This window comes from Paraburkholderia tropica, assembly GCF_014171495.1.
Classification (GTDB): Bacteria; Pseudomonadota; Gammaproteobacteria; order Burkholderiales; family Burkholderiaceae; genus Paraburkholderia; species Paraburkholderia tropica.
The window spans coordinates 1645460-1666651 of the sequence record NZ_CP049134.1; the positions used below are offsets into that span (position 1 = coordinate 1645460).

Sequence of the window (21192 nt, forward strand, 5' to 3'; positions counted from 1 at the left end):
AGGCGCGGGGTTTTTTCATGCTGGCGGATTCAGTTCGTAGCTCGTGCTGCGCCCGCCGCTCTCGTTCTTGCGCAGCACGCCGCGCGCGAGCAGGTCGTTGATGTCGCGCAGCGCCGTATCCGACGAGCACTTGGCCAGCGCGGCCCATTTGCTGCTGGTGAGCTTGCCGTCGAAACCGTCGAGCAGACGATTGACGACCTTGGCCTGGCGCTCGTTGAACGGCGCGTCCGCCCATTGACGCCAGAAGCGCGCCTTGACGAGCACCGAGTCGAGCGTGATCTGCGCGTGATCGACCGCGCGATGCAGGGTGTCGAGAAACCAGCGCAGCCACTCGGTCACATCCATTGAACGCCGCTGCGAGCGTTCGAGAATCTCGTAGTACGCCTTGCGCTCGCGCTGGATTTGCGCCGACAGACTGTAGAAGCGCTGCGGACTGCCGTCCGCGCGCGCGAGCAGCAGATCGCCGATTGCGCGCGCGACACGGCCGTTGCCGTCGTCGAACGGATGCAGCGTGACGAACCAGAGATGGCCGAGTCCGGCCTTGATCAGCGGCGGCATCTGCGCGGGCGCGTTGACCCAGGCGAGAAAGCGCGCCAGCTCCGCTTCGAGACGCGGCGCGGGCGGCGCTTCGAAGTGCACATGCTGACGCCCGATCGGCCCCGACACGACCTGCATCGGACCGGTGGCATCGTCACGCCAGGCGCCGACGCGAATCGGCGTGAGGCCCGCATAACCGGTCGGGAACAACGCGGCGTGCCAGCCGAACAAGCGTTCGCGCGTGACCGGAAAACGGCTAGCGGCCGTCGCGTCGAGCACCATTTCCACGACGCCTTCCACATGCCGATCGACGGGCGCGAGCGCGCCAATGTCCACGCCCAGACGCCGCGCGATCGACGAACGCACCGAGACCACGCTCAGACGCTCGCCCTCGATTTCGCTGGTCTTCAGCACGTCCTCGGTGAGCGCCGCGAGGCTCGCCTGGTCACGCAGGCGCATGCCGACATCCGCGAGACGGCCCATCAGCACGCCCTGAGCGCGGCTCGCCTCGGCCATGGGCTCGGCGAGCGCCGCCATGTCGAAGCGCCACTCGGGCCAGTCGCCGGCCTGCCAGATGTAGGTGTATTCGCCGCTATTCATGCGGCGATTATGGCGCGGAATCGCCGCACGCACAATTTATTCGCCGCACATTATGCGGTGAATAGGCTCGCTATTCGCCGCATGCCCAAACAAAAACCCCGGTCACGCCCGCCGTAGCGGACCTGACCGGGGTTCCGGGGTGCGAACGGGCTGGCGCTCAATCCAGCGTCAGCCAGCCCTGGTGCACCTTAACCCACCCACTTGCGCGCGTTCTGGAACGCACGCTGCCACGGGCTCGCCTCGCCCCAGCTTTCCGGATGCCAGCTCATCGTCACGGTGCGCTGCACGCGTTCCGTGTGCGGCATCAGAACGGTGAAGCGGCCGTCGGCGGTCGTAACCGAGGTGATGCCTTGCGGCGAACCGTTCGGGTTGAACGGATAGCCCTCGGTCGCCTGACCGCGGTGATCGACGTAACGCATCGCCACCGCGACCTTCGAGATGTCGCCCTGCTGCGAGAAGTCCGCGAAGCCTTCGCCGTGCGCGACCGCGACCGGAATGCGCGAGCCTTCCATGCCGTTGAAGAAGATCGACGGCGAGCTCTGCACTTCGACCAGCGAGAAGCGCGCTTCGAACTGCTCCGACTTGTTGCGCGTGAATTTCGGCCAGGCTTCGGCGCCCGGAATCATCGAGGCGAGGCTCGACAGCATCTGGCAGCCGTTGCAGATACCGAGCGCAAACGTGTCCTGGCGCGCGAAGAAGGCTGCGAACATGTCCGCGAGCTGCGCGTTGAAGCGGATCGTCTTGGCCCAGCCTTCGCCCGCGCCCAGCACGTCGCCGTACGAGAAGCCGCCGCAGGCCACCGCGCCCGCGAAATCGGCGAGCGTGGCGCGCCCTGCGAGCAGGTCGCTCATGTGGACGTCGTGCGCGTCGAAACCGGCGCGATCGAACGCGTATGCGGTTTCGAGGTGCGAGTTCACGCCCTGCTCGCGCAGGATCGCGACGCGCGGACGCGCGCCCTTGCCGATGAACGGCGCGGCGATGTCTTCGGCCGGATCGAACGTGAGTTGCGGCTGCATGCCCGGATCGGCGGCGTCGAGCAGTGCGTCGTATTCGGCGTCGGCGCAGGCCGGGTTATCGCGCAGACGCGCGATGCGCCAGCTCACTTCGCTCCACACGCGTTGCAGCTCGGCGCGCGGCGCTTCGTAGATGCGCTTGGCGTCGCGGTAGATCTCGATCGAGTCGCGGTTGTTGAGCGTGCCGATCACGTTCGAACACACCGACAGGTTGTGCTCGCGCAGCACGGCCAGCACGGCATCGCGCTGCGTGGCCGGCACCTGGATCACGGCGCCCAGTTCTTCCGAGAACAGCGCGCGCAGCGTGCGGTCGTCGCGGCGGCCGCTGGTCTGCTTCGCCCAGTCTTTGGCGTCGCCGAAGTCGGTGCCGTGCTCGCCGTCGAGCGTGAGCATGTCGACGTTCAGCGACACGCCCGTGTGACCCGCGAACGCCATTTCGCAGACCGTCGCCCACAGGCCGCCGTCCGAGCGGTCGTGGTACGCGAGCAACTGGTCGTTCGCGTTGAGCTTCTGGATCGCGTTGAAGAACTGCTTGAGGTCTTCGGCGCTGTCGACGTCCGGCGCGGCATCGCCGACCTGTTGCGTGACCTGCGCGAAAATCGAGCCGCCCATGCGGTTCTTGCCGCGGCCCAGATCGATCGCGATCAGCACCGACTCGCCCGCTTCGTCGACACGGCGCAGTTGCGGCGTGAGGTGACGGCGCACGTCCTCGACCGGCGCGAACGCCGAGATGATCAGCGAAACCGGCGCGACCACTTCCTTCGCCACGCCTTCGTCGTTCCACTTCGTGCGCATCGAGAGCGAATCCTTGCCCACCGGAATGCCGATGCCGAGCGCCGGGCACAGTTCCATGCCGATCGCCTTGACCGTGTCGTAGAGCGCGGCGTCTTCGCCCGGCGCGCCGCACGCGGCCATCCAGTTCGCCGACAGCTTCAGCTTGTCGAGCGACGCGATGGGCGCGCTGGCGATGTTCGTGACGGCCTCGCCGATAGCCATGCGGCCCGACGCCGGCGCGTCGATCACGGCGAGCGGCGTGCGCTCGCCCATCGTCATCGCTTCGCCCTTGTAGCCGGCGTAGTCGAGCGTGGTGATCGCGCAGTCGGCGACCGGCACCTGCCACGGGCCGACCATCTGGTCGCGCACGTTCGTGCCGCCCACCGAGCGGTCGCCGATGGTGATCAGGAACGACTTGCTGCCGACGGTCGGATGGCGCAGCACGCTCTTCGCGACTTCGTCGAGCGCAATGCCCGTGACGTCGACCGGCACGAGCGGCGTGCTCGCGTGCTCGACGTTGCGGTGCATGCGCGGCGGCTTGCCGAGCAGGATGTCCATCGGCATGTCGACGGGCTGGTGGCCGCCGTTCGCGGCGAGCGCCTGCGCGTCGGTGTCGATCAGCTTCAGTTCGCGTTCGGCCGTCGCCACGCCCACCACGGCGAACGGGCAGCGCTCGCGCGCGCAGATCGCTTCGAAGTTCGGCAGATCGGCGGGCGAAATCGCCAGAACGTAACGTTCCTGCGATTCGTTCGACCAGATTTCGCGCGGCGAGAGGCCCGATTCTTCGAGCTGAACCTTGCGCAGTTCGAAGCGCGCGCCTTTATCCGCGCCGTCGACGAGTTCCGGGAACGCGTTCGACAGACCGCCCGCGCCCACGTCGTGAATGCTCAGGATCGGATTGTGTTCGCCGAGCTGCCAGCAGGAGTTGATGACTTCCTGCGCGCGACGCTCGATTTCCGGGTTGCCGCGCTGGACCGAGTCGAAGTCGAGTTCGGCGGTGTTCGTGCCGGTCGCCATCGAGCTGGCCGCGCCGCCGCCCATGCCGATGCGCATGCCGGGGCCGCCGATCTGGATCAGCAGCGAGCCCGCGGGCAGATCGTGCTTGTGCGTGTGCTGGTCGCTGATGTTGCCGATGCCGCCCGCGATCATGATCGGCTTGTGATAGCCGCGCACGGTGCCCGCGACGTTCTGCTCGTAGACGCGGAAGTAGCCGCCGAGGTTCGGACGGCCGAATTCGTTGTTGAACGCGGCGCCGCCGAGCGGGCCGTCGATCATGATCTGCAGCGGCGAGGCGATGCGGTCCGGGCGGCCGTAAACCCCATCGGCGCCCTGCGCGTCGGCCGGATTGCGGTGCGTGAGCGGCGTGGCGGCGTCGCGGGCGTTTTCCCACGTTTCGCGCGCCTCGGGCAGATCGAGGTTCGAGACCGTGAAGCCCGTGAGGCCGGCCTTCGGACGCGCGCCGCGGCCCGTTGCGCCTTCATCGCGGATTTCGCCGCCTGAGCCCGTGGCCGCGCCGGCGAACGGCGAGATCGCGGTCGGGTGGTTGTGCGTCTCCACCTTCATCAGCGTGTGCGTGAGTTCGGTGTGGCGACCGTACTGCTCGCCCGGCGCGCCGTCCGCGCCGGTCTTGCGCGGGAACCAGCGCTCGGCCACCGCGCCTTCCATGATCGACGAGTTGTCCGAGTACGCGACGATCGTGCCTTGCGGGCTGATCTTCTCGGTGTTGCGGATCATCGCGAACAGCGACAGATCCTGCTCCTGGCCGTCGATCGTCCAGCTTGCGTTGAAGATCTTGTGGCGGCAGTGCTCGCTGTTGGCCTGCGCGAACATCATCAGTTCGACGTCGGTCGGGTTGCGGCCCAGCTTCGTGAAGTTCTCGACGAGGTAGTCGATTTCGTCGTCGGCGAGCGCGAGGCCCAGTTCGCCGTTCGCCGTTTCCAGCGCCTTGCGGCCGTGGCCGAGCACGTCGACGGTCTGCATCGGGCGCGCCGGCAGTTCGTCGAACAGATGCAGCGCCTGGTCGCGCGAGGCCGCGACATTCTCGGTCATGCGGTCGTGCAGCGCCGCAGCGACGGCCGCGTGCGCTTCGTCCGACAGCGTTTTCTTACCGCCGAGCAGGCCGCTCTTGAGGATCACCGTGTACTCGACGGCGCGCTCGATGCGGCGCACGTGTTCGAGGCCGCAGTGATGCGCGATGTCGGTGGCCTTGCTCGCCCACGGCGACACCGTGCCGAAACGCGGCACGACGAGGAACGTCACCGTGCTGCCGCGCTCCTGCGGGGCCGCGAACGGCTCGCCGTAGTGCATCAGCGCTTCGATCTTCGCGCTGTCGTCAGCGGAAAGCGGCGTGGCCGAGTTGACGAAATGCAGGAACTGGCCGCGCACGCCGACGATGTTGGCATCGATACGCTGAAGCGTCTCGAGCAGGCGGGTCTGACGGAAGTCGGAGAGGGCCGAAGCACCGGGGAAACACGAGAAGTGGGCCATGGACTGGGGCGTTGCGTCGAGGTTACGTCGCGCCTGGCCTCGCACGGGTGCGTCGCGGGGGGGCGATGCGTCGCGCGCAGGCGACGACGTCGGGCCGACGTCGGGCGATGAAAGGAGACCGCGATTATAACCCGGAAGACCCCGTCCGATCGCCCCCGAGGCCGATCCGCACGCATCCCGAGGCGCACGCCCGTGCGCGTTTTCGCGATGTCGCCGCGGCAGACGGTGACGCGGCGTCCGGCACAGCCGCTTTTTTCGCGATACGGGACGGCGCAGCGGCAGCCGGCGGCCCGGCACGAACGGCGGGTGAATGGCAATAAAACGGGGCCGCCTGAGCAGTCGCCCTGCCCGTGCCCACGCGCGTTGCGGCCCGCAATCGATGCGCGCGCCACCTTGCGCCGGGCGGGTCAAGCGACGCACGCGCATGGCGAGACGGGCGATTTCGCTGCTATGATTGCGCGTTTCACCGATCGGCGCGCAGCTTGCGCGCCGCATGCCACACCCTCTTCGGCACGGCGCCCTCGTTCGACGGCACGCCGCCTGCCAGCAGATCGAATCGTCATGGATGTCATCGTCATTGGCGGCGGAATCGCCGGCGTCGCCACCGCCTACCAGCTGCGCGCGGCGGGCCATCGCGTCTGCGTGGTCGAGCGCCACGCCACTGTTGCGCAAGGCGCGACCTACGGTCATAGCGGCATCGTGCTGCCGACCCCGCTCGACGTCTGGTTCGGCCCCACCTTCCTGCGCAACGGCCGGCAGTCCTCGGGCGGCGTGATCTGCAAGACCGGTTTCACCGGTCAGGCGCGCGCCTTCGTCAAACGCCTCGCCACGCTGCACGGCTCCGAAGCCTTCGAGACGCGCTACGCGCTCCTGCGTCCGCTGATCGAATCGGCGCAAAGCGTGCTGGAAGACGCCGAAGGCCGCTTCCAGCTCGAGTACGAACAGCGCGAAGGCCTGCTCTATCTCGTGCGCGGCAGCGATGAATGGTCGCTCACGCAGCCCGCGCTCGAACTGCTGCGCCGTTTCGAGACGCCGCATCACGTGCTCACGCCGCACGAGTGCGTGGCCGCCGAACACACCATTCCCGCCGATCCGCCGTTCGCGGGCGCCGTGCGCTTCGACCAGGGCCGGGTGGCGAACTGCCCGCTCTTCGTCAAGCAGCTCAAACAGGTGCTCGATACGCTCGGCGGCGTGCAGTTCCAGACCGGCCGCGAAGTGAGCGCGGTGCGCATCGAGAGCCAGCGCGCGGCCGTCGAGCTCGCGCCGCGTCCCGACGACGCCTCGCGCACGCGCGAAGTCGAAGTGATTTCCGCCGATGCCGTGGTCGTCGCAGCCGGCGCGCAGACCGTGAATCTGCTCGCGCCGCTGGGCATCAAGCTGCCGGTTTATCCGCTGCGCATGCACACGCTGAATTCGCCGGTCGCGCACGAGGAATGCGTGCCGCACTCGACGCTGATCGACGCCGCGCGGCGCATCGCCATCACACGCATGAACCATCGCCTGCGCATTTCGGGCGGCGCGGTGCTCCAGCACGCCAAGCAGCTCGACGAGCCGCTGCCCGAATCGCTCACCGAGGAAGCGCTCGCGCTGCTCGGCGAAGCTTCGCGCGACTGGGCGCCGGGCGCCGCGCGCATTTCCGCCGCGCTCGCGTGGGAAGGCATGAAGCTGCTGTCGGCCGACGGCCTGCCGCTGGTGGGCAGCGTGGGCAACCCGCGCCTTTACGTCAACGCGGCGCATGGCCCGGCGGGCTGGGCGCTCGCGCTCGGCTCCGCGCGCCTGATCGCTCAGCAGATCTCCAACACGCGCCCCGACCTGCCCGCCGAGACGATCGAGGCGCTCTGGCCTGGGCGTAGCTAGGCGTCAGCTGGTCAGCATGATCGACGCTTTGTCGACATTCCGGGCGCGTCCGACTCAGGGCGCGTCTGACTTCCCTCCTGCTTGATCTTCCACGCGACGAACGCCAGCGCGCACGCCAAGGTCTGACGGCTCGGGTATCGTTGCGGTATCGATGCCTTCACCGCACGCGCCGCCGGCCCCTCCGGCGACGCTCGCCACCATGACCGACGCCACGCCCGCCGCTTCTTCAGCCGCTCCTTCAGCCGCTTCCACCGCCACGCTCCTCAATCCGCACGACCGCGCCGTGCCGCTCCTGACCGTCGCGCAACTGCGCGTGAGCGAGACCGCCGCGCAGTCCGCCGTGCCCGCACACACGCTGATGGCACGCGCGGGCGCCGCGGCGGCCCACTTCCTGCTCGAACAGATCGCCCACGCGCCCGCGCCGCTCGGTGCGCAGCCCGTGTGGATCGTCGCGGGACCCGGCAACAACGGCGGCGATGCGCTCGTCGTCGCGGCGCAGCTCAAGCGCGCGGGTATCACGGTCGAAGTCTGCATGCCCGTGGAAGTGAAGCCCGACGACGCACGCTGGGCGCTGGGCGTCGCGCGCGACGCCGGCGTGAAGATCGTCGATGCGCCGCCCGCGTCGTTCGACGCCTGGGGCTGGCTCGTCGACGGCATGTTCGGCATTGGGCTCGCGCGCGCGCTCGACGGCGTCTTCGCCGATCTCGCCGCACGGCTCACGGCGCGCGCCCGGCAACGCGGGCACGTGCTCGCGCTCGACGTGCCGAGCGGTCTCGACAGCGACACCGGCAACGTAGTCGGCGGCGGCCCAGCCGTGCGCGCGACCCACACCGTGACGTTCATCGCCGCGAAGCCCGGGCTCTATACCGGCGCGGGGCGCGACTACGCGGGCGCGGTCAGCGTGGCGCCGATCGGGCTGGCCGACGGTATCGACTTCAGCAACGACACGGCGCCCCAAGCGCCTACGCCCGCCGACGCGCCGGCGCGCCTCAACGCCCCCGCGCTATTCGCCGATGCCCTGCCCGCGCGCGACAACGCCACGCACAAAGGCACCTTCGGCACGCTCGCGGTGATCGGCGGCGACACCGGCATGTGCGGCGCGCCGATCCTCGCCGCGCGCGCGGCCCTGCTCACGGGCGCGGGCAAGGTCCACGCGGGCTTTCTCGGTAACGACGCCCCGCCCTACGACGCACCGCATCCCGAGCTGATGCTGCACGCGGCGGCCAAGCTCTCGCTCGACGCGATGGACGCCGTCGCGGCCGGTTGCGGCATGGGCGGCAGCGCATCGGCGCGGCAGCTCGTCGATCAGATCCTGCGTCTGAACGTGCCGGTGCTGCTCGACGCCGACGCACTCAATCTCGTCGCCCGCGACGAAGCGCTCGCGGCGCGCGTCACCGAACGCGCGCAGGTCGGCGATGCGCCTTGCGTGCTCACCCCGCATCCGCTCGAAGCGGCGCGTCTGCTCGCCGTCGATACGGCCACGGTGCAACGCGACCGCCTCGCTGCGGCGCGCGCGCTCGCGCAGCGTTTCGCGGCCGTGGCGGTGCTCAAGGGCAGCGGCACGGTGATCGCCGCGCCCGACGGCCGCGTGGCCGTCAACCCGACCGGCAACGCGGGCCTCGCGAGCGGCGGCACCGGCGACGTGCTCGGCGGCCTGATCGGCGCGCTGCTCGCGCAACGTCTGCCACCGTTCGAAGCGGCGCTCGCGGGCGTCTATCTGCACGGTCTCGCCGCCGACACGCTGGTCGAGCAAGGCGACGGTCCCGCCGGGCTCACGGCAGGCGAACTCGCGCCGATGGTGCGCAAGCTGTTGAACCGCCGCTTCTATTCGCGCAATCTCGCATCGGCTTGAACGGCGATGGGTTCTATCGGGCGCCTGGGTCGCGCCTCGGTCGAGCCTCGGTCACTGTCGGGCGCTTCGATCCAAACGCCGTTTTCTCCGCCAGACACGCAACGAAAATCGCCAACCGCCCGTTCAACCACGCGTCGAAAGATGGCTGCAAGCTTCGCGCACGCGTTCACGGCGCGCGTAGCCGTCCCAAGCGGCACGCCGTTTGCTAACCTCAGCCGTCGATCGCCATAGCGCCACGCAGCTTTGCTCGGCCCGCTATACTGATCCTCCGCGCGTTCCGCTTCCACAGAAGCCGCGCGCCTCCCCGCAGTGCGTGATGCGCGCGTCGGCCCGACCGGTCGATGCCGCCCGCCGCCTTCCATTCGTTTTTCCTCGCTCGACGAACATGACGAATCCGCTCCCCGCCTGGTCCGCGCTACAGACGCACTACGAACAGATCCGCAACGACAAGCTGCGCGACTGGTTCGCGCCCGCCAACGATCCCGCGCCGACCCGCGCCGAACGCTTCACGTATTCGGGCGGCGGTCTCGCCGCCGACTTCTCGAAGAACCGCATCACCGACGCCACGTTGAAGCTGCTCGTGCAGCTCGCGCACGAAGCCGGCGTCGAGCAGCGCCGCGACGCGATGTTCGCGGGCGAGATCGTCAACCCGACCGAAGGCCGCGCCGCCCTGCACACCGCGCTGCGCGCCACCGAGCCGAACGCGCCGTTCCACGCGCAGATCGTCGCCGAGAAAGCGAAGATGGCGAAGTTCGCCGACGCCGTGCGCAGCGGCGCCTGGACCGGCTACACCGGCAAGCGCATCCGCCATATCGTGAACATCGGCATCGGCGGCTCGGATCTCGGGCCGAAGATGGTCGTGCATGCGCTCCAGCATCTCGAATCGCCGGAGATCAGCTCGCACTTCGTCTCGAACGTCGACGGCGCCGATCTGTGGCGCACGATCGAACACATCGATCCGGAAGAGACGCTCGCGATCATCGTCTCGAAGACCTTCACGACGCTCGAAACCATGACCAACGCGCGCTCGATGCGCGACTGGTTCGTCAAGCACGGCTGCCCGGAAAGCGCGCTCGCGAAGCATTTCGTCGGCGTCTCCGCGAATCCGGCCGAAGTCGTGAAGTTCGGCATCGCCGAGGAAAACGTCTTCGAAATGTGGGACTGGGTTGGCGGCCGCTACTCGCTGTGGTCGGCGGTCGGGCTCTCGATCATGATCGCGATCGGGCCGCAACAGTTCGACGAACTGCTCGCCGGCGCGCACGATATGGACGAGCATTTCCGCACCGCGCCGCTCGACAAGAACCTGCCCGTGCTGCTCGGCATGATCGGCGTCTGGTATCGCAACTTCTTTGGTTCGCAGAGCTATCTCGTCGCTCCGTACTCCGAAGCATTGCACTACCTGCCGTCGTATCTGCAGCAGCTCGAAATGGAGAGCAACGGCAAGCAGGCGCGTCTGGACGGCCAGTTCGTCGATTACGCGACCTCGGCCATCACGTGGGGCGAGCCGGGAACGAACGGCCAGCACGCGTTCTTCCAGATGCTGCATCAGGGCACGACGATCGTGCCGATCGACTTTATCGCCGTGCTCACGCCCGAGCATCCGCTCGCCGATCATCATCCGAAACTGCTAGCGAACTGCTTCGCGCAGAGCGAGGCGCTGATGCTCGGCCGCACCGAGGAAGAAGCGCGCAAGATCGCCGGTCCGGACAAGCCCGAACTCGTGCCGCACATCATGTTCCCCGGCAATCGCCCGACCACGACGCTGCTCGTCGACGCGCTCACGGCGCGCTCGCTCGGCGCGCTGATCGCGCTCTACGAGCACAAGGTGCTGGTGCAGGCCTCGGTGTGGGACATCAATCCGTTCGACCAGTGGGGCGTGGAACTCGGCAAGATTCTCGGCAAGGTGGTCGAGGCCGACCTCACCGCATCGACCGGCGACGTGAAGGCGCACGATTCGTCGACGTCGGCGCTGATCGCGAAGGCGCGTGCCGCGCTGAAGCGCTAACAGGCGTTAGCGCTGGCTGCACAGGTTGAGTTGATGTCAGGAAAAAGGCGTGCACGGTGCAAACCGGCACGCCTTTTCGTTTCAGCGCCCGGCTTCGACGCGGCTCGCTGCGTGCGCGGCCTGCGCGCCGTCGATCACGCGATGCCCGGCCTCGATCGTGACGATCGCATCGCAGCGCTTCGCCAGCTCGATGTCGTGCGTGACGAGCACGAGCGTCGCGCCATTCGCACGGTTCAGTTCGAACATCAGGTCGATGACGGCGTGGCCCGTGGCGGCGTCGAGGCTGCCGGTGGGTTCGTCGGCGAACAGCACGGCCGGATGCGTGACGAACGCGCGCGCCAGCGCCACGCGCTGCTGCTCGCCGCCCGACAGCAGCTTCGGATAATGCGAGGTGCGCTGACCGAGGCCCACGCGTTCGAGCAAGGTCCGCGCACGCGCGAAGGCTTCGCGCGTGCTCAGACCGCCCTGCAGCTCAAGCGGCAGCGCGACGTTTTCGAGCGCGGTGAGATGCGGCATCAATTGAAACGACTGAAACACGAAACCGACCGAGCCGTTGCGCAGCGCCGCGCGCTGATCTTCCGCCATGCCGGTAAGCTCATGTCCTAGCAGACGAACCGAGCCCGCGCTCGCGCTGTCCAACCCGGCCAGCAAGCCGAGCAAGGTGGACTTGCCCGAACCCGAGGCGCCGACGATCGCCACGCTGCCGCCCGCGTGCACCGTGAGGTCGATGCCGTCGAGGATCGTGAGTTCGCCGGTTGCGTCGGTGACGCGTTTGCACAGGCCCCGTACTTCGATGACTGGATCGCTATTCATTCGCACATGATGAAGCCAAGATTAGCTGTCAAAACAAAGCGCGGCGCGCCGCGCGCCGCCCGCACCCTGCTTCCCGCGCCCGGCGCCTGCGCCGTGGCGCTGGCTGTGTCGTTCGGCGTTGCGCTGGGCACGGTCGCGCTGCCTGGCGGCGTGCGCGACGCCCATGCGGCCACCGTGCCTGCCGCACCTGCGACCCAACCCACGACGGCCAAACCCGTGATCGCCGTGCTCGGCGACAGCCTGTCCGCCGAATACGGGTTACCGCGCGACACCGGCTGGGTCGCGCTGCTGCGTCAACGCATCGCGACCGAGCGAATCGATTATAGCGTCGCGAATGCCAGCATCAGCGGCGACACGACCAGCGGCGGCCTCGCCCGTCTGCCGCTCGTGCTCCAACGCATGAAGCCGGCGATCGTGGTGATCGAACTCGGCGCCAACGACGCGCTGCGCGGTGTGCCGCTCGCCACCACCGAGAGCAATCTGCGCGCCATCATTGCCGCAGTGCGCAAGGCCAACGCGAAGCCCGTGCTGGTGGGCATGTTCGTGCCACCGAATTACGGTCCCGACTACACTCAGAAATTCCATGGTCTCTATGGCCAGCTTTCGAAGGAGCTGAAGGTGCCGCTGGTGCCGTTTCTGCTCGCCGGACTCGCCGACAAACCCGAGCTGTTCCAGTCCGACCAGCTGCATCCGACCCAGCAGGCACAGCCTTTGCTCCTCGACAACGTGTGGCCGACGCTCAAGCCGCTGCTCGGCGGCGGCGCGCAGCGCTGACGTGCGCTGCGCGCCGCGTCTTTGCGGCATGCGCGTCGCGTACCGGGTCACATCTTTGCGCCAGACGAGCGACGCTCGTCTACATTCCGAATGACCCTGACTGGAGGGATAAAACGTGAAATATTTACCTCTTATTGTCGTAACGGCAGCCCTTGCTGCCTGCGCCAATCAGCCGGTGCCGAGCGGCTCGCAATCGGTTGGCACCAGCCAGCAACCGCCTCAGGCCGTCGCGCAGTGCATCGCGCAAAAGTGGGCCAACAAATCGCAGCAGCAGGTCGTCTCGCAGAGCGTGCTCGCGAACGACCAGGCGATCGACGTCTACGTGCCGGGCCAGCAGCCGCCTAACGGTGCCGCGGCGACGGTGCGTCCGGCGTGGAACGCCAACGCCAAGACCTGGGTGGGATTCCGTGCCGGCGGCGGTGCGGGCGGCGACGCCACGGGCGATATCAGCGCCTGCCTCTAACGGGCAGCGCACGCGGCGCGGCGCTTCACGCCTCGCGCCACGTAAGCAGCAAAGAAAAAGCCCCGCGAATTTCGCGGGGCTTTTTTTGTGTCTCGGCGCCTGGAAACGGCGCTGGCGAACTTACTGGCCGTCGCCGTCGCCGTCGCTCTGCTGGCTCGACGAACCGAGCGTGCCGTAGAGCTTGACCTTCGAACGGTCGCGCAGCGCGTCGAGGTAAGCCTGAGTCTGCGACTGGCCGGCCACCTGCGCCAGTTGCTGCTGCGCTGCGGCAAGACGGTTGCCGTCGGCGGCCGCGCCGTTCGTCACGCTGTTCACGCGATAGATCGCGTAGCCCTGGTCGCCGAGATCGACGCCCACGTAGGCGGGCAGTTTCTGCGCATCGGCCTTGAACACCGCCGACAGCGCGGCGGGCGGCAGCCCTTGTGCGTCGTTGCGCGACACCTTGAGCGCCGACGAGAAACCATCGGTCGACTTCGACTTCTGCAGGTCCGCGAGCTTCGCCTCGCCTTGCTTGCGCGCCATGTCGGCGGCCAGTTGCGCAACCACCTTCTGGCGCACGGCGTCTTTGACCGCGGCGAATGCCGGGACGGCAGCCGCCTTGAAGTCGGTCACGCGCGCCGAGATCAGCGTGTTGTTGCCCACGTCGACCGCCTGCGTGTTGTTGTGCTGGCTGACCGAGTCGGTCGCGAACACCGCGTCGAGGAACTTCTTGTTGTTCAGCGGGCTGTCCGGCGGCAGCGTGGCGTTCGGCTGCGGCGTAACCGTGGCGGCCTGGATCGTCAGCTTGTACTTGTCAGCGGCCGGCTGGAGGCTCTTCGACTTTTCGTACACCATCGACGTAAAGCCGTCGCTCGCATCGGCCAGCAGCTTGGCGGCCTGTTGCGCCTTCACTTCGGTCGCGATCTGCGCCTTCACGTCGTCGAACGGCTTCGTAACCGACGGCTTGATGTCCGTGACCTTGACGATGTGATAGCCGAAGTCCGACTGGATCACGTCGCTGATTTCGTCTTTCTTGAGCTTGAAGACCGCGTCGTCGAACGCCTGGCCGCCCGCGATCATGCCCGGGCCGAAGTAGCCGAGGTCGCCGCCCTTCGAGGCCGAACCCGGATCCTGGGAATCCTTCTGCGCGAGCTGCGCGAACTGGTCCGGATGCGCCTTCACTTCGGCGAGGATCTGGTCGGCCTTCTGCTTCGCCGCGGCGCGGTCAGCCGCGCTCGCGTCCTTCGCCACCGTGATCAGGATGTGGCTCGCGCGCACTTCTTCCTGAGTCTTGTAGCGGGCGATGTTGTCGTCGTAATACTTCTTGAGGTCGGCGTCGCTCGGGTTGACCGAAGCCGCGACCGTAGCCGCCGACAGCACCAGATACTGGATCTGCGCCGTCGCCGGCGTGGCGAAGTCGTTCTTGTGCGCGTCGTAATACGCCTGCAGTTGCGCGTCGGTCGGCTGGACCTTCGCGGCGAAATCGCCGGCGCGGAACGCGAGACCTTGCACGTCGCGCTGCTGCTCCGACAGTTCGGTCAGTTGTTGCGCGAGCGACTTCGGCGTGAACGCGCTGTTGATCAGCGAAGCGGGAATCTGCTGCAGCGCCATGCTGTAGCGCACGCGCTCGTCGTACTGCTCGGGCGTCATGCCCTGCATGGCGAGCAGTTGCTTGTACTTGTCGAGATCGATCGAGCCGTCGGGGTTCTTCAGCGACGAGATGATCGGGTCGGCGAGCAGCGTGCGGCGCACGGCGTCGTCGGAAGCGGTGAGATGCAGACGCTGGACTTCGTCCTGCAGCACGCGTTGCTGGATCAGGCCGTCGAGAATGTCTTTGCGATGCTGCGGCGTATCGAAAGCGCTCGCGTCGAATTGCGCACCCATGACCTGGCGCGCCTGGTCGAGTTGCTGACGCGACGCGTTGTCGAATTCGACGCGCGTGATCTTGTGACCGTTGACGCTCGCGACATTCGCGCTTTCGTCAAAAAAGCCGCGGAAACCTTGAATACCGACGAAGCCGAGCCCTGGCAGGATCACCAGGAGCAGCATGAACATCATCAGCCGTTTGTGATTGCGGAAAAAGTCGAGCATGCGTGACCAAGCGTTGGAGAGCGCCAAAAAACAGAACGCCCGATATTACAACAGCGGCCAACAAAAAGGCGAACCGGAGTTCGCCTTCTTGCTGAGATGTCTGGCGGAGCGGACGGGACTCGAACCCGCGACCCCCGGCGTGACAGGCCGGTATTCTAACCAACTGAACTACCGCTCCATGCGGTTTGCTGCGTGCGCTGCGTCGCTAGCGATGTTTTCGCGCATTCAGTCTGCTTTAGCCTGCGTTCAGGCTGATGCACGACTGCGCGGCTCGACCGAGGTTCATCTGAAGCTGTGGTGGGTGCTGAGAGGCTCGAACTCCCGACCTACGCCTTGTAAGGGCGCCGCTCTACCAACTGAGCTAAGCACCCAGCTTCATGCTGATGACCGCCGAAAACCTGCTGAAAACTGCTGCGGCACTGCGACTTCTGCTGCGCTGCCTCATCAAGCAGCGAGCCCGCTAGTTTAGCGCATCTTTGAGCGCTTTGCCAGGCCTGAATTTCGGGACTTTGGCTGCCTTGATCTTGATAGCGTCGCCGGTGCGCGGATTGCGACCCGTGCGCGCCGTGCGCTTGCTGACCGCGAACGTGCCAAAGCCGACCAGCGTGACCGACCCGCCCTTCTTCAGCGTTCCCTTGACGCCGCCGATCACGGCGTCGAGTGCGCGCCCTGCCGCCGCTTTCGAGATGTCCGCTTGCTGCGCGATATGGTCGATCAATTCCGTCTTGTTCATTCCAGCCCCCGAGAATGTGTTGGGCAATCGTGATGGCACGCGCCATGAGACACGCCGGCGCGGCGCCGGGAAGGACATCAACTTATTGGCAAAACGACTTCGGTCTGCGCCGAAGCCCGCTCATTTAACGAGGCCGAAAGACCCGTGTCAAGCTGGGTTCCGCCCGATTTCTCCCGCGTGCATTCGATCTCGCGCGGCCATGTGAAAGCAACTTCCAAACGCCTTTCGACCTTGAAGACGCCAAGTTGGCACGCCGCGCGCACAAGCGGTTGCAAGCCCAACGATCTTCGCGGCGCGCGCAATAAAAAACCCGCGGACGAGGCCGCGGGTTCTTCGAGGGTGCTACGAAATGACGCTAGTTGAACAGCGCCAAGTGTTTCAGCTTAGTGCTTCACCACTTCGCTTGCCGCGTCTTTCGACTCGGCCACGGGCGTCTTGGCCTCTTCGGTCTTGGCCTCTTCTTCCGGCAGTGCCTGCGGCACACGTTCGAGCGCCAGTTCGAGCACCTTGTCGATCCAGCGGACCGGCACGATTTCAATGGCGTTCTTCACGTTGTCCGGGATCTCCGAGAGATCCTTGACGTTCTCTTCCGGAATCAGCACGAGCTTGATGCCGCCGCGATGCGCCGCAAGCAGCTTCTCCTTCAGCCCGCCGATCGGCAGCACTTCGCCGCGCAGCGTGATCTCGCCCGTCATCGCAACGTCGGCGCGCACCGGAATGCCCGTGAGCACGGACACCAGCGCGGTCGTCATCGCGATACCGGCGGACGGACCGTCCTTCGGCGTCGCGCCTTCCGGCACGTGGATGTGGATGTCCTGCTTCTCGAACGCTTCGTCCTTGATGCCAAGACGACGCGAACGCGAGCGCACCACCGAGCGTGCCGCTTCGACCGATTCCTTCATGACGTCGCCGAGCGAACCCGTGCGGATCACGTTGCCCTTGCCGGGCATGACCGCCGCTTCGATCGTCAGCAGGTCGCCGCCCACTTCCGTCCATGCGAGGCCCGTGACCTGACCGATCTGGTTTTCCTTCGCGGCCAGACCGAAGTCGTACTTGCGCACGCCGAGGAAGGTGTCCAGATTCGCGCTGTCCACCGTGACGGCCTTGTCGGCCTTCTTCAGCAGCAGCATCTTCACGACCTTGCGGCAGATCTTCGACACTTCGCGCTCGAGCGAACGCACGCCCGCTTCACGCGTGTAGTAGCGAATGATGTCGCGGATCGCACCTTCGGTCACGTCGATCTCGCCCGGCTTCAGCCCGTTGTTCTTCTTCTGCTTCGGCAGGAGATAACGCTGGGCGATGCTGACCTTCTCGTCTTCCGTGTAACCCGAAAGGCGGATGACTTCCATCCGGTCGAGCAGCGGCGGCGGAATGTTGAGCGAGTTCGACGTTGCCACGAACATCACATCGGAGAGATCGAAATCGACTTCGATGTAGTGGTCGGCGAACGTGTGGTTCTGTTCCGGATCGAGCACTTCGAGCAGCGCCGACGACGGATCGCCGCGGAAATCCATACCCATCTTGTCGACTTCGTCGAGCAGGAAGAGCGGATTGCGCACGCCGACCTTGGTCAGGCTCTGCAGGATCTTGCCCGGCATCGAGCCGATGTACGTACGACGATGGCCGCGAATTTCGGCTTCGTCACGCACACCGCCGAGCGCCATGCGAACGAACTTGCGGTTCGTTGCACGCGCAATCGACTGCCCGAGCGAGGTCTTGCCGACGCCCGGAGGCCCGACGAGGCACAGGATCGGCGCCTTGACCTTGTCCACGCGCTGCTGGACCGCGAGATACTCGAGAATGCGTTCCTTCACCTTCTCGAGACCGTAATGGTCTTCGTCGAGCACCGATTCGGCGTTCGTCAGGTCGTTGTTGACCTTGCTCTTCTTGCGCCACGGCAGGCCGATCAGCGTGTCGATGTAATTGCGCACGACGGTGGCTTCCGCCGACATCGGCGACATCAGCTTGAGCTTCTTCAGCTCGGCGTCGGCCTTCTTCTTGGCTTCCTTCGGCATGCGCGCGGCGGTGATGCGCTTCTCGAGTTCCTCGAGATCCGCGCCTTCTTCGCCTTCGCCCAGTTCCTTCTGGATGGCCTTGACCTGCTCGTTCAGGTAGTACTCGCGCTGGCTCTTTTCCATCTGGCGCTTGACGCGGCCACGGATGCGCTTCTCGACCTGGAGGATGTCGATTTCGGCTTCGAGCTGGGCGAGCAGATGCTCGAGACGTTCCACGACCGGGAACATTTCGAGGATGTGCTGCTTCTGGTCGAGCTTGAGCGGCAGATGCGCGGCGATGGTGTCCGCAAGACGACCGGCCTCGTCGATACCCGACAGCGACGTCAGGATCTCAGGCGGGATCTTCTTGTTGAGCTTCACGTACTGATCGAACTGCGAGACGATCGCACGGCGCAGCGCTTCGGTTTCGGCGCCGTCCGCGTGGTCGGGCTCGAGCGGCATGACCTCGCACGAAAACTGCGTTTCCTGCTCTTCGATCGAGAGCGTTTTCGCGCGCTGCAGGCCTTCCACGAGCACCTTCACGGTGCCGTCGGGCAGCTTGAGCATTTGCAGGATGTTCGCGATACATCCCACTTCGTACATGTCCTTTTCGGTCGGCTCATCCTTGGCGGCAGTTTTCTGGGCGACGAGCATGATGTGCTTGCCGCCTTCCATTGCCGCCTCGAGGGCCTTGATCGACTTCGGCCGGCCCACGAAAAGGGGAATCACCATATGCGGGAAGACTACGACGTCTCGCAGCGGGAGCAGCGGGAGCGTGGTGCGTTCCGGCGGGAGGAGTTGGGTTCCTGACATTTCATTTCCCCATGAGTGGAATCAATTCGTTCGGTAAGTGAGGCCTGAAAAGTCGATTACAAGCCTCTCGCGTGTGGGAAAAGTTCAGTGACTCCAAAAAAGTGCGCCATCGACCACAAGTGAAACGAAAAAGCCGTTCATCCCATTGTATGAACGGCTTTTTCCAGGAACTCTTTAGCCGATCACCACCATCAGTTCGACCCTGAAACCTTCGGAGCGTCTTCGTAGATCAAAAGCGGCTTGCCGTCGCCATCGATCACGTTGTCGTCGATGATCACCTTGCTCACGCCCTTCATGGTCGGCAGCTCGTACATGACGTCGAGCAATGCCTGTTCCAGGATCGAGCGCAAGCCCCGCGCCCCGGTCTTGCGGCGGATCGCCTTGCGGGCGACGGCCTGCAGCGCAGCCGGGCGAATCTCCAGTTCCACGCGCTCCATGTTGAAGAGCTTGTGATACTGCTTGACGAGCGCGTTCTTCGGCTCGACGAGGATCTTCATGAGCGCCGCTTCGTCGAGCTTGCCGAGCGTGGCGACCACCGGCAGACGGCCGATCAGTTCGGGAATCAGGCCGAACTTGATCAGATCTTCCGGTTCCGTCTCGCGCAGCACTTCGCCCGCGTCGCGTTCCTGCTTGCTCTTCACGCTCGCGCCGAAACCGATGCCGGTTTTCTCGGTGCGGTCCGTGATGACTTTTTCCAGACCGTCGAACGCGCCGCCGCAGATGAACAGGATGTTGGTCGTGTCGACCTGGATGAAGTCCTGATTCGGGTGCTTGCGGCCGCCCTGCGGGGGCACCGACGCCATCGTGCCTTCGATGAGCTTGAGCAGCGCCTGCTGCACCCCCTCGCCCGACACGTCGCGCGTGATCGACGGGTTGTCCGACTTGCGGCTGATCTTGTCGATTTCGTCGATGTAGACGATGCCGCGCTGGGCCTTGTCGACCTCGTAATTGCAGTTCTGCAGCAGCTTCTGGATGATGTTCTCGACGTCTTCGCCCACGTAACCGGCTTCGGTCAGCGTGGTGGCGTCGGCGATCACGAACGGCACGTTCAGAAGGCGCGCGAGCGTCTGCGCGAGCAGCGTCTTGCCCGAGCCCGTGGGGCCGATCAGCAGAATGTTGCTCTTCGAGAGTTCGACTTCGTCTTTCTTGTCGAGATGTTTGAGACGCTTGTAGTGGTTGTACACCGCCACCGCAAGGATCTTCTTCGCGCGTTCCTGCCCGATCACGTACTGGTCGAGGATGTCGCGGATTTCCTGCGGGCTCGGCAGGTCCGAGCGCGACAGCGCCGCGTCGACGCCCGCACCGGCGGCCTCGTCGCGAATGATCTCGTTGCACAGGTCGATACATTCATCGCAGATGAACACCGACGGGCCAGCGATCAGTTTCTTGACCTCGTGCTGGCTTTTGCCGCAAAACGAGCAATACAACAGCTTTTCGCTGTTAGAACCTTTTTTGTCCGCCATGGATAGATGAGCCTCCGGACACTCTGTTACATGATACGCCGTTTCCCCCGGCGCGCCGGGGGACGCGTGAACCGCTTGCTGTGACGGCGTTGGGGCCGCAGGCCGCGAAGCGCGTTTGCCGATTATTTCACAGGCTCCGGGCGGCTGTGCCTATCCCCTTTTTCACGGGGTGGCACGCCGCCCGGGCGCCCGATTTGCACCATTCAGGCGCCTGAACCGGCGCCCGCGAGGGGCGCCGAAACGCGTTCCGGATCAGGGACGCTTGTGCAGGACCTGATCGACCAGACCATAGGCTTGCGCGTCGTCGCCGGACATGAAGTTGTCGCGGTCGGTGTCGCGCGCGATGCGCTCGACCGGCTGACCCGTATGGTGCGCGAGCAACTGGTTCAGGCGCTCCTTCAGGTACAGGATTTCCCGCGCCTGGATTTCGATGTCCGATGCCTGGCCGCGCGCGCCGCCGAGCGGCTGGTGAATCATCACGCGCGAGTTCGGCAGCGCGAAGCGCTTGCCCTTCTCGCCGGCTGCCAGCAGGAACGCGCCCATGCTGGCCGCGAGGCCCATGCAAAGGGTCGAAACGTTCGGCTTGATGAACTGCATCGTGTCGTAGATCGCCATGCCGGCCGACACCGAACCGCCCGGGCTGTTGATGTACAGGCTGATGTCCTTGTCCGGATTTTCGCTTTCGAGGAACAGCAGCTGGGCGACCACGAGATTGGCCGTCTGGTCGTTCACTTCACCGACCAGGAACACCACGCGCTCCTTCAGCAGACGCGAGTAGATGTCGTACGAACGCTCGCCGCGGCCGCTCGTCTCCACGACGATCGGCACGAGCCCGAGCGCCTGCGGATCGAAATCCCGCGAAGCCTGGGAGGTCAGCGTGTCCAGCGATTGAGCGCGAAAAGTCATGCGGTGCATCCTTGTCTGGAAGAGAGTTATTCTGGTAT

At 65.9% G+C, this 21192-nt stretch carries 13 protein-coding genes and 2 tRNA genes; 5 read left to right on the forward strand and 10 right to left on the reverse strand.

The annotated features are described in order from the left end of the window. Window positions 1-15 precede the first annotated feature (15 nt). Together G5S35_RS07365 and purL are read right to left on the reverse strand one after the other, a co-directional pair. Window positions 16-1137: a Fic family protein gene (locus tag G5S35_RS07365; RefSeq protein ID WP_183038120.1), complete on the reverse strand. Its 1122-nt coding sequence runs from the start codon at window positions 1135-1137 to the stop codon at window positions 16-18. A 188-nt stretch (window positions 1138-1325) separates the two neighbouring features. Next, the gene (gene purL / locus G5S35_RS07370) at window positions 1326-5411 is read right to left on the reverse strand and encodes a phosphoribosylformylglycinamidine synthase (protein ID WP_183038121.1); all 4086 of its coding nucleotides are present in this window, start codon (window positions 5409-5411) and stop codon (window positions 1326-1328) included. Window positions 5412-5972: 561 nt separating this feature from the next. Here purL and G5S35_RS07375 point away from each other — a divergent pair. From G5S35_RS07375 to pgi, 3 genes are all read left to right on the forward strand, one after another. After that, window positions 5973-7268, forward strand: coding sequence for an FAD-dependent oxidoreductase (locus G5S35_RS07375; RefSeq protein ID WP_065065544.1), 1296 nt, complete (start codon window positions 5973-5975; stop codon window positions 7266-7268). A gap of 199 nt (window positions 7269-7467) precedes the next feature. Beyond that, on the forward strand, window positions 7468-9120 hold the full coding sequence (locus G5S35_RS07380) for a bifunctional ADP-dependent NAD(P)H-hydrate dehydratase/NAD(P)H-hydrate epimerase (RefSeq protein WP_074984175.1): 1653 nt from the start codon (window positions 7468-7470) through the stop codon (window positions 9118-9120). Between the two features lie 385 nt (window positions 9121-9505). After that, complete coding sequence (gene pgi / locus G5S35_RS07385) at window positions 9506-11125, forward strand: glucose-6-phosphate isomerase (protein WP_074984177.1); 1620 nt, start codon at window positions 9506-9508, stop codon at window positions 11123-11125. A gap of 81 nt (window positions 11126-11206) precedes the next feature. Here the strand turns inward: pgi and G5S35_RS07390 are convergent, their stop codons facing one another. Further along, the gene (locus tag G5S35_RS07390) at window positions 11207-11938 is read right to left on the reverse strand and encodes an ABC transporter ATP-binding protein (RefSeq protein ID WP_065065546.1); all 732 of its coding nucleotides are present in this window, start codon (window positions 11936-11938) and stop codon (window positions 11207-11209) included. 105 nt (window positions 11939-12043) lie between these two features. On the opposite strand from G5S35_RS07390, the gene G5S35_RS07395 reads away from it, so the two are divergent. Together G5S35_RS07395 and G5S35_RS07400 are read left to right on the forward strand one after the other, a co-directional pair. Continuing rightward, window positions 12044-12712, forward strand: coding sequence for an arylesterase (locus G5S35_RS07395; protein ID WP_110329039.1), 669 nt, complete (start codon window positions 12044-12046; stop codon window positions 12710-12712). 115 nt (window positions 12713-12827) lie between these two features. Further along, the gene (locus G5S35_RS07400) at window positions 12828-13175 is read left to right on the forward strand and encodes a hypothetical protein (protein ID WP_065065547.1); all 348 of its coding nucleotides are present in this window, start codon (window positions 12828-12830) and stop codon (window positions 13173-13175) included. Window positions 13176-13295: 120 nt separating this feature from the next. Here the strand turns inward: G5S35_RS07400 and G5S35_RS07405 are convergent, their stop codons facing one another. The 7 genes from G5S35_RS07405 to clpP form a co-directional block, all read right to left on the reverse strand. Beyond that, window positions 13296-15245 carry a SurA N-terminal domain-containing protein gene (locus tag G5S35_RS07405; protein WP_074984179.1) on the reverse strand — a complete coding sequence of 650 codons (1950 nt, stop codon included), beginning with the start codon at window positions 15243-15245 and terminating at the stop codon, window positions 13296-13298. A gap of 101 nt (window positions 15246-15346) precedes the next feature. Then, window positions 15347-15423, reverse strand: a tRNA-Asp gene (locus G5S35_RS07410). A gap of 117 nt (window positions 15424-15540) precedes the next feature. Then, window positions 15541-15616: transfer RNA gene (locus G5S35_RS07415), tRNA-Val, on the reverse strand. Window positions 15617-15705: 89 nt separating this feature from the next. Beyond that, on the reverse strand, window positions 15706-15978 hold the full coding sequence (locus G5S35_RS07420) for an HU family DNA-binding protein (RefSeq protein WP_065065549.1): 273 nt from the start codon (window positions 15976-15978) through the stop codon (window positions 15706-15708). A gap of 383 nt (window positions 15979-16361) precedes the next feature. Beyond that, window positions 16362-18785 carry an endopeptidase La gene (gene lon, locus G5S35_RS07425; protein WP_065065550.1) on the reverse strand — a complete coding sequence of 808 codons (2424 nt, stop codon included), beginning with the start codon at window positions 18783-18785 and terminating at the stop codon, window positions 16362-16364. Window positions 18786-18976: 191 nt separating this feature from the next. Continuing rightward, the gene (clpX, locus tag G5S35_RS07430) at window positions 18977-20248 is read right to left on the reverse strand and encodes an ATP-dependent Clp protease ATP-binding subunit ClpX (protein WP_065065551.1); all 1272 of its coding nucleotides are present in this window, start codon (window positions 20246-20248) and stop codon (window positions 18977-18979) included. Window positions 20249-20500: 252 nt separating this feature from the next. Next, window positions 20501-21154: an ATP-dependent Clp endopeptidase proteolytic subunit ClpP gene (gene clpP, locus G5S35_RS07435; RefSeq protein ID WP_065065552.1), complete on the reverse strand. Its 654-nt coding sequence runs from the start codon at window positions 21152-21154 to the stop codon at window positions 20501-20503. Window positions 21155-21192: the final 38 nt, after the last annotated feature.

Coding starts and splice junctions, on each gene's coding strand:
- G5S35_RS07365 (WP_183038120.1), bottom strand. CDS start 1,137: ATGAATAGCGGCGAATACACCTACATCTGGCAGGCCGGCGACTGGCCC.
- purL (WP_183038121.1), bottom strand. CDS start 5,411: ATGGCCCACTTCTCGTGTTTCCCCGGTGCTTCGGCCCTCTCCGACTTC.
- G5S35_RS07375 (WP_065065544.1), top strand. CDS start 5,973: ATGGATGTCATCGTCATTGGCGGCGGAATCGCCGGCGTCGCCACCGCC.
- G5S35_RS07380 (WP_074984175.1), top strand. CDS start 7,468: ATGACCGACGCCACGCCCGCCGCTTCTTCAGCCGCTCCTTCAGCCGCT.
- pgi (WP_074984177.1), top strand. CDS start 9,506: ATGACGAATCCGCTCCCCGCCTGGTCCGCGCTACAGACGCACTACGAA.
- G5S35_RS07390 (WP_065065546.1), bottom strand. CDS start 11,938: ATGAATAGCGATCCAGTCATCGAAGTACGGGGCCTGTGCAAACGCGTC.
- G5S35_RS07405 (WP_074984179.1), bottom strand. CDS start 15,245: ATGCTCGACTTTTTCCGCAATCACAAACGGCTGATGATGTTCATGCTG.
- G5S35_RS07420 (WP_065065549.1), bottom strand. CDS start 15,978: ATGAACAAGACGGAATTGATCGACCATATCGCGCAGCAAGCGGACATC.
- lon (WP_065065550.1), bottom strand. CDS start 18,785: ATGTCAGGAACCCAACTCCTCCCGCCGGAACGCACCACGCTCCCGCTG.
- clpX (WP_065065551.1), bottom strand. CDS start 20,248: ATGGCGGACAAAAAAGGTTCTAACAGCGAAAAGCTGTTGTATTGCTCG.
- clpP (WP_065065552.1), bottom strand. CDS start 21,154: ATGACTTTTCGCGCTCAATCGCTGGACACGCTGACCTCCCAGGCTTCG.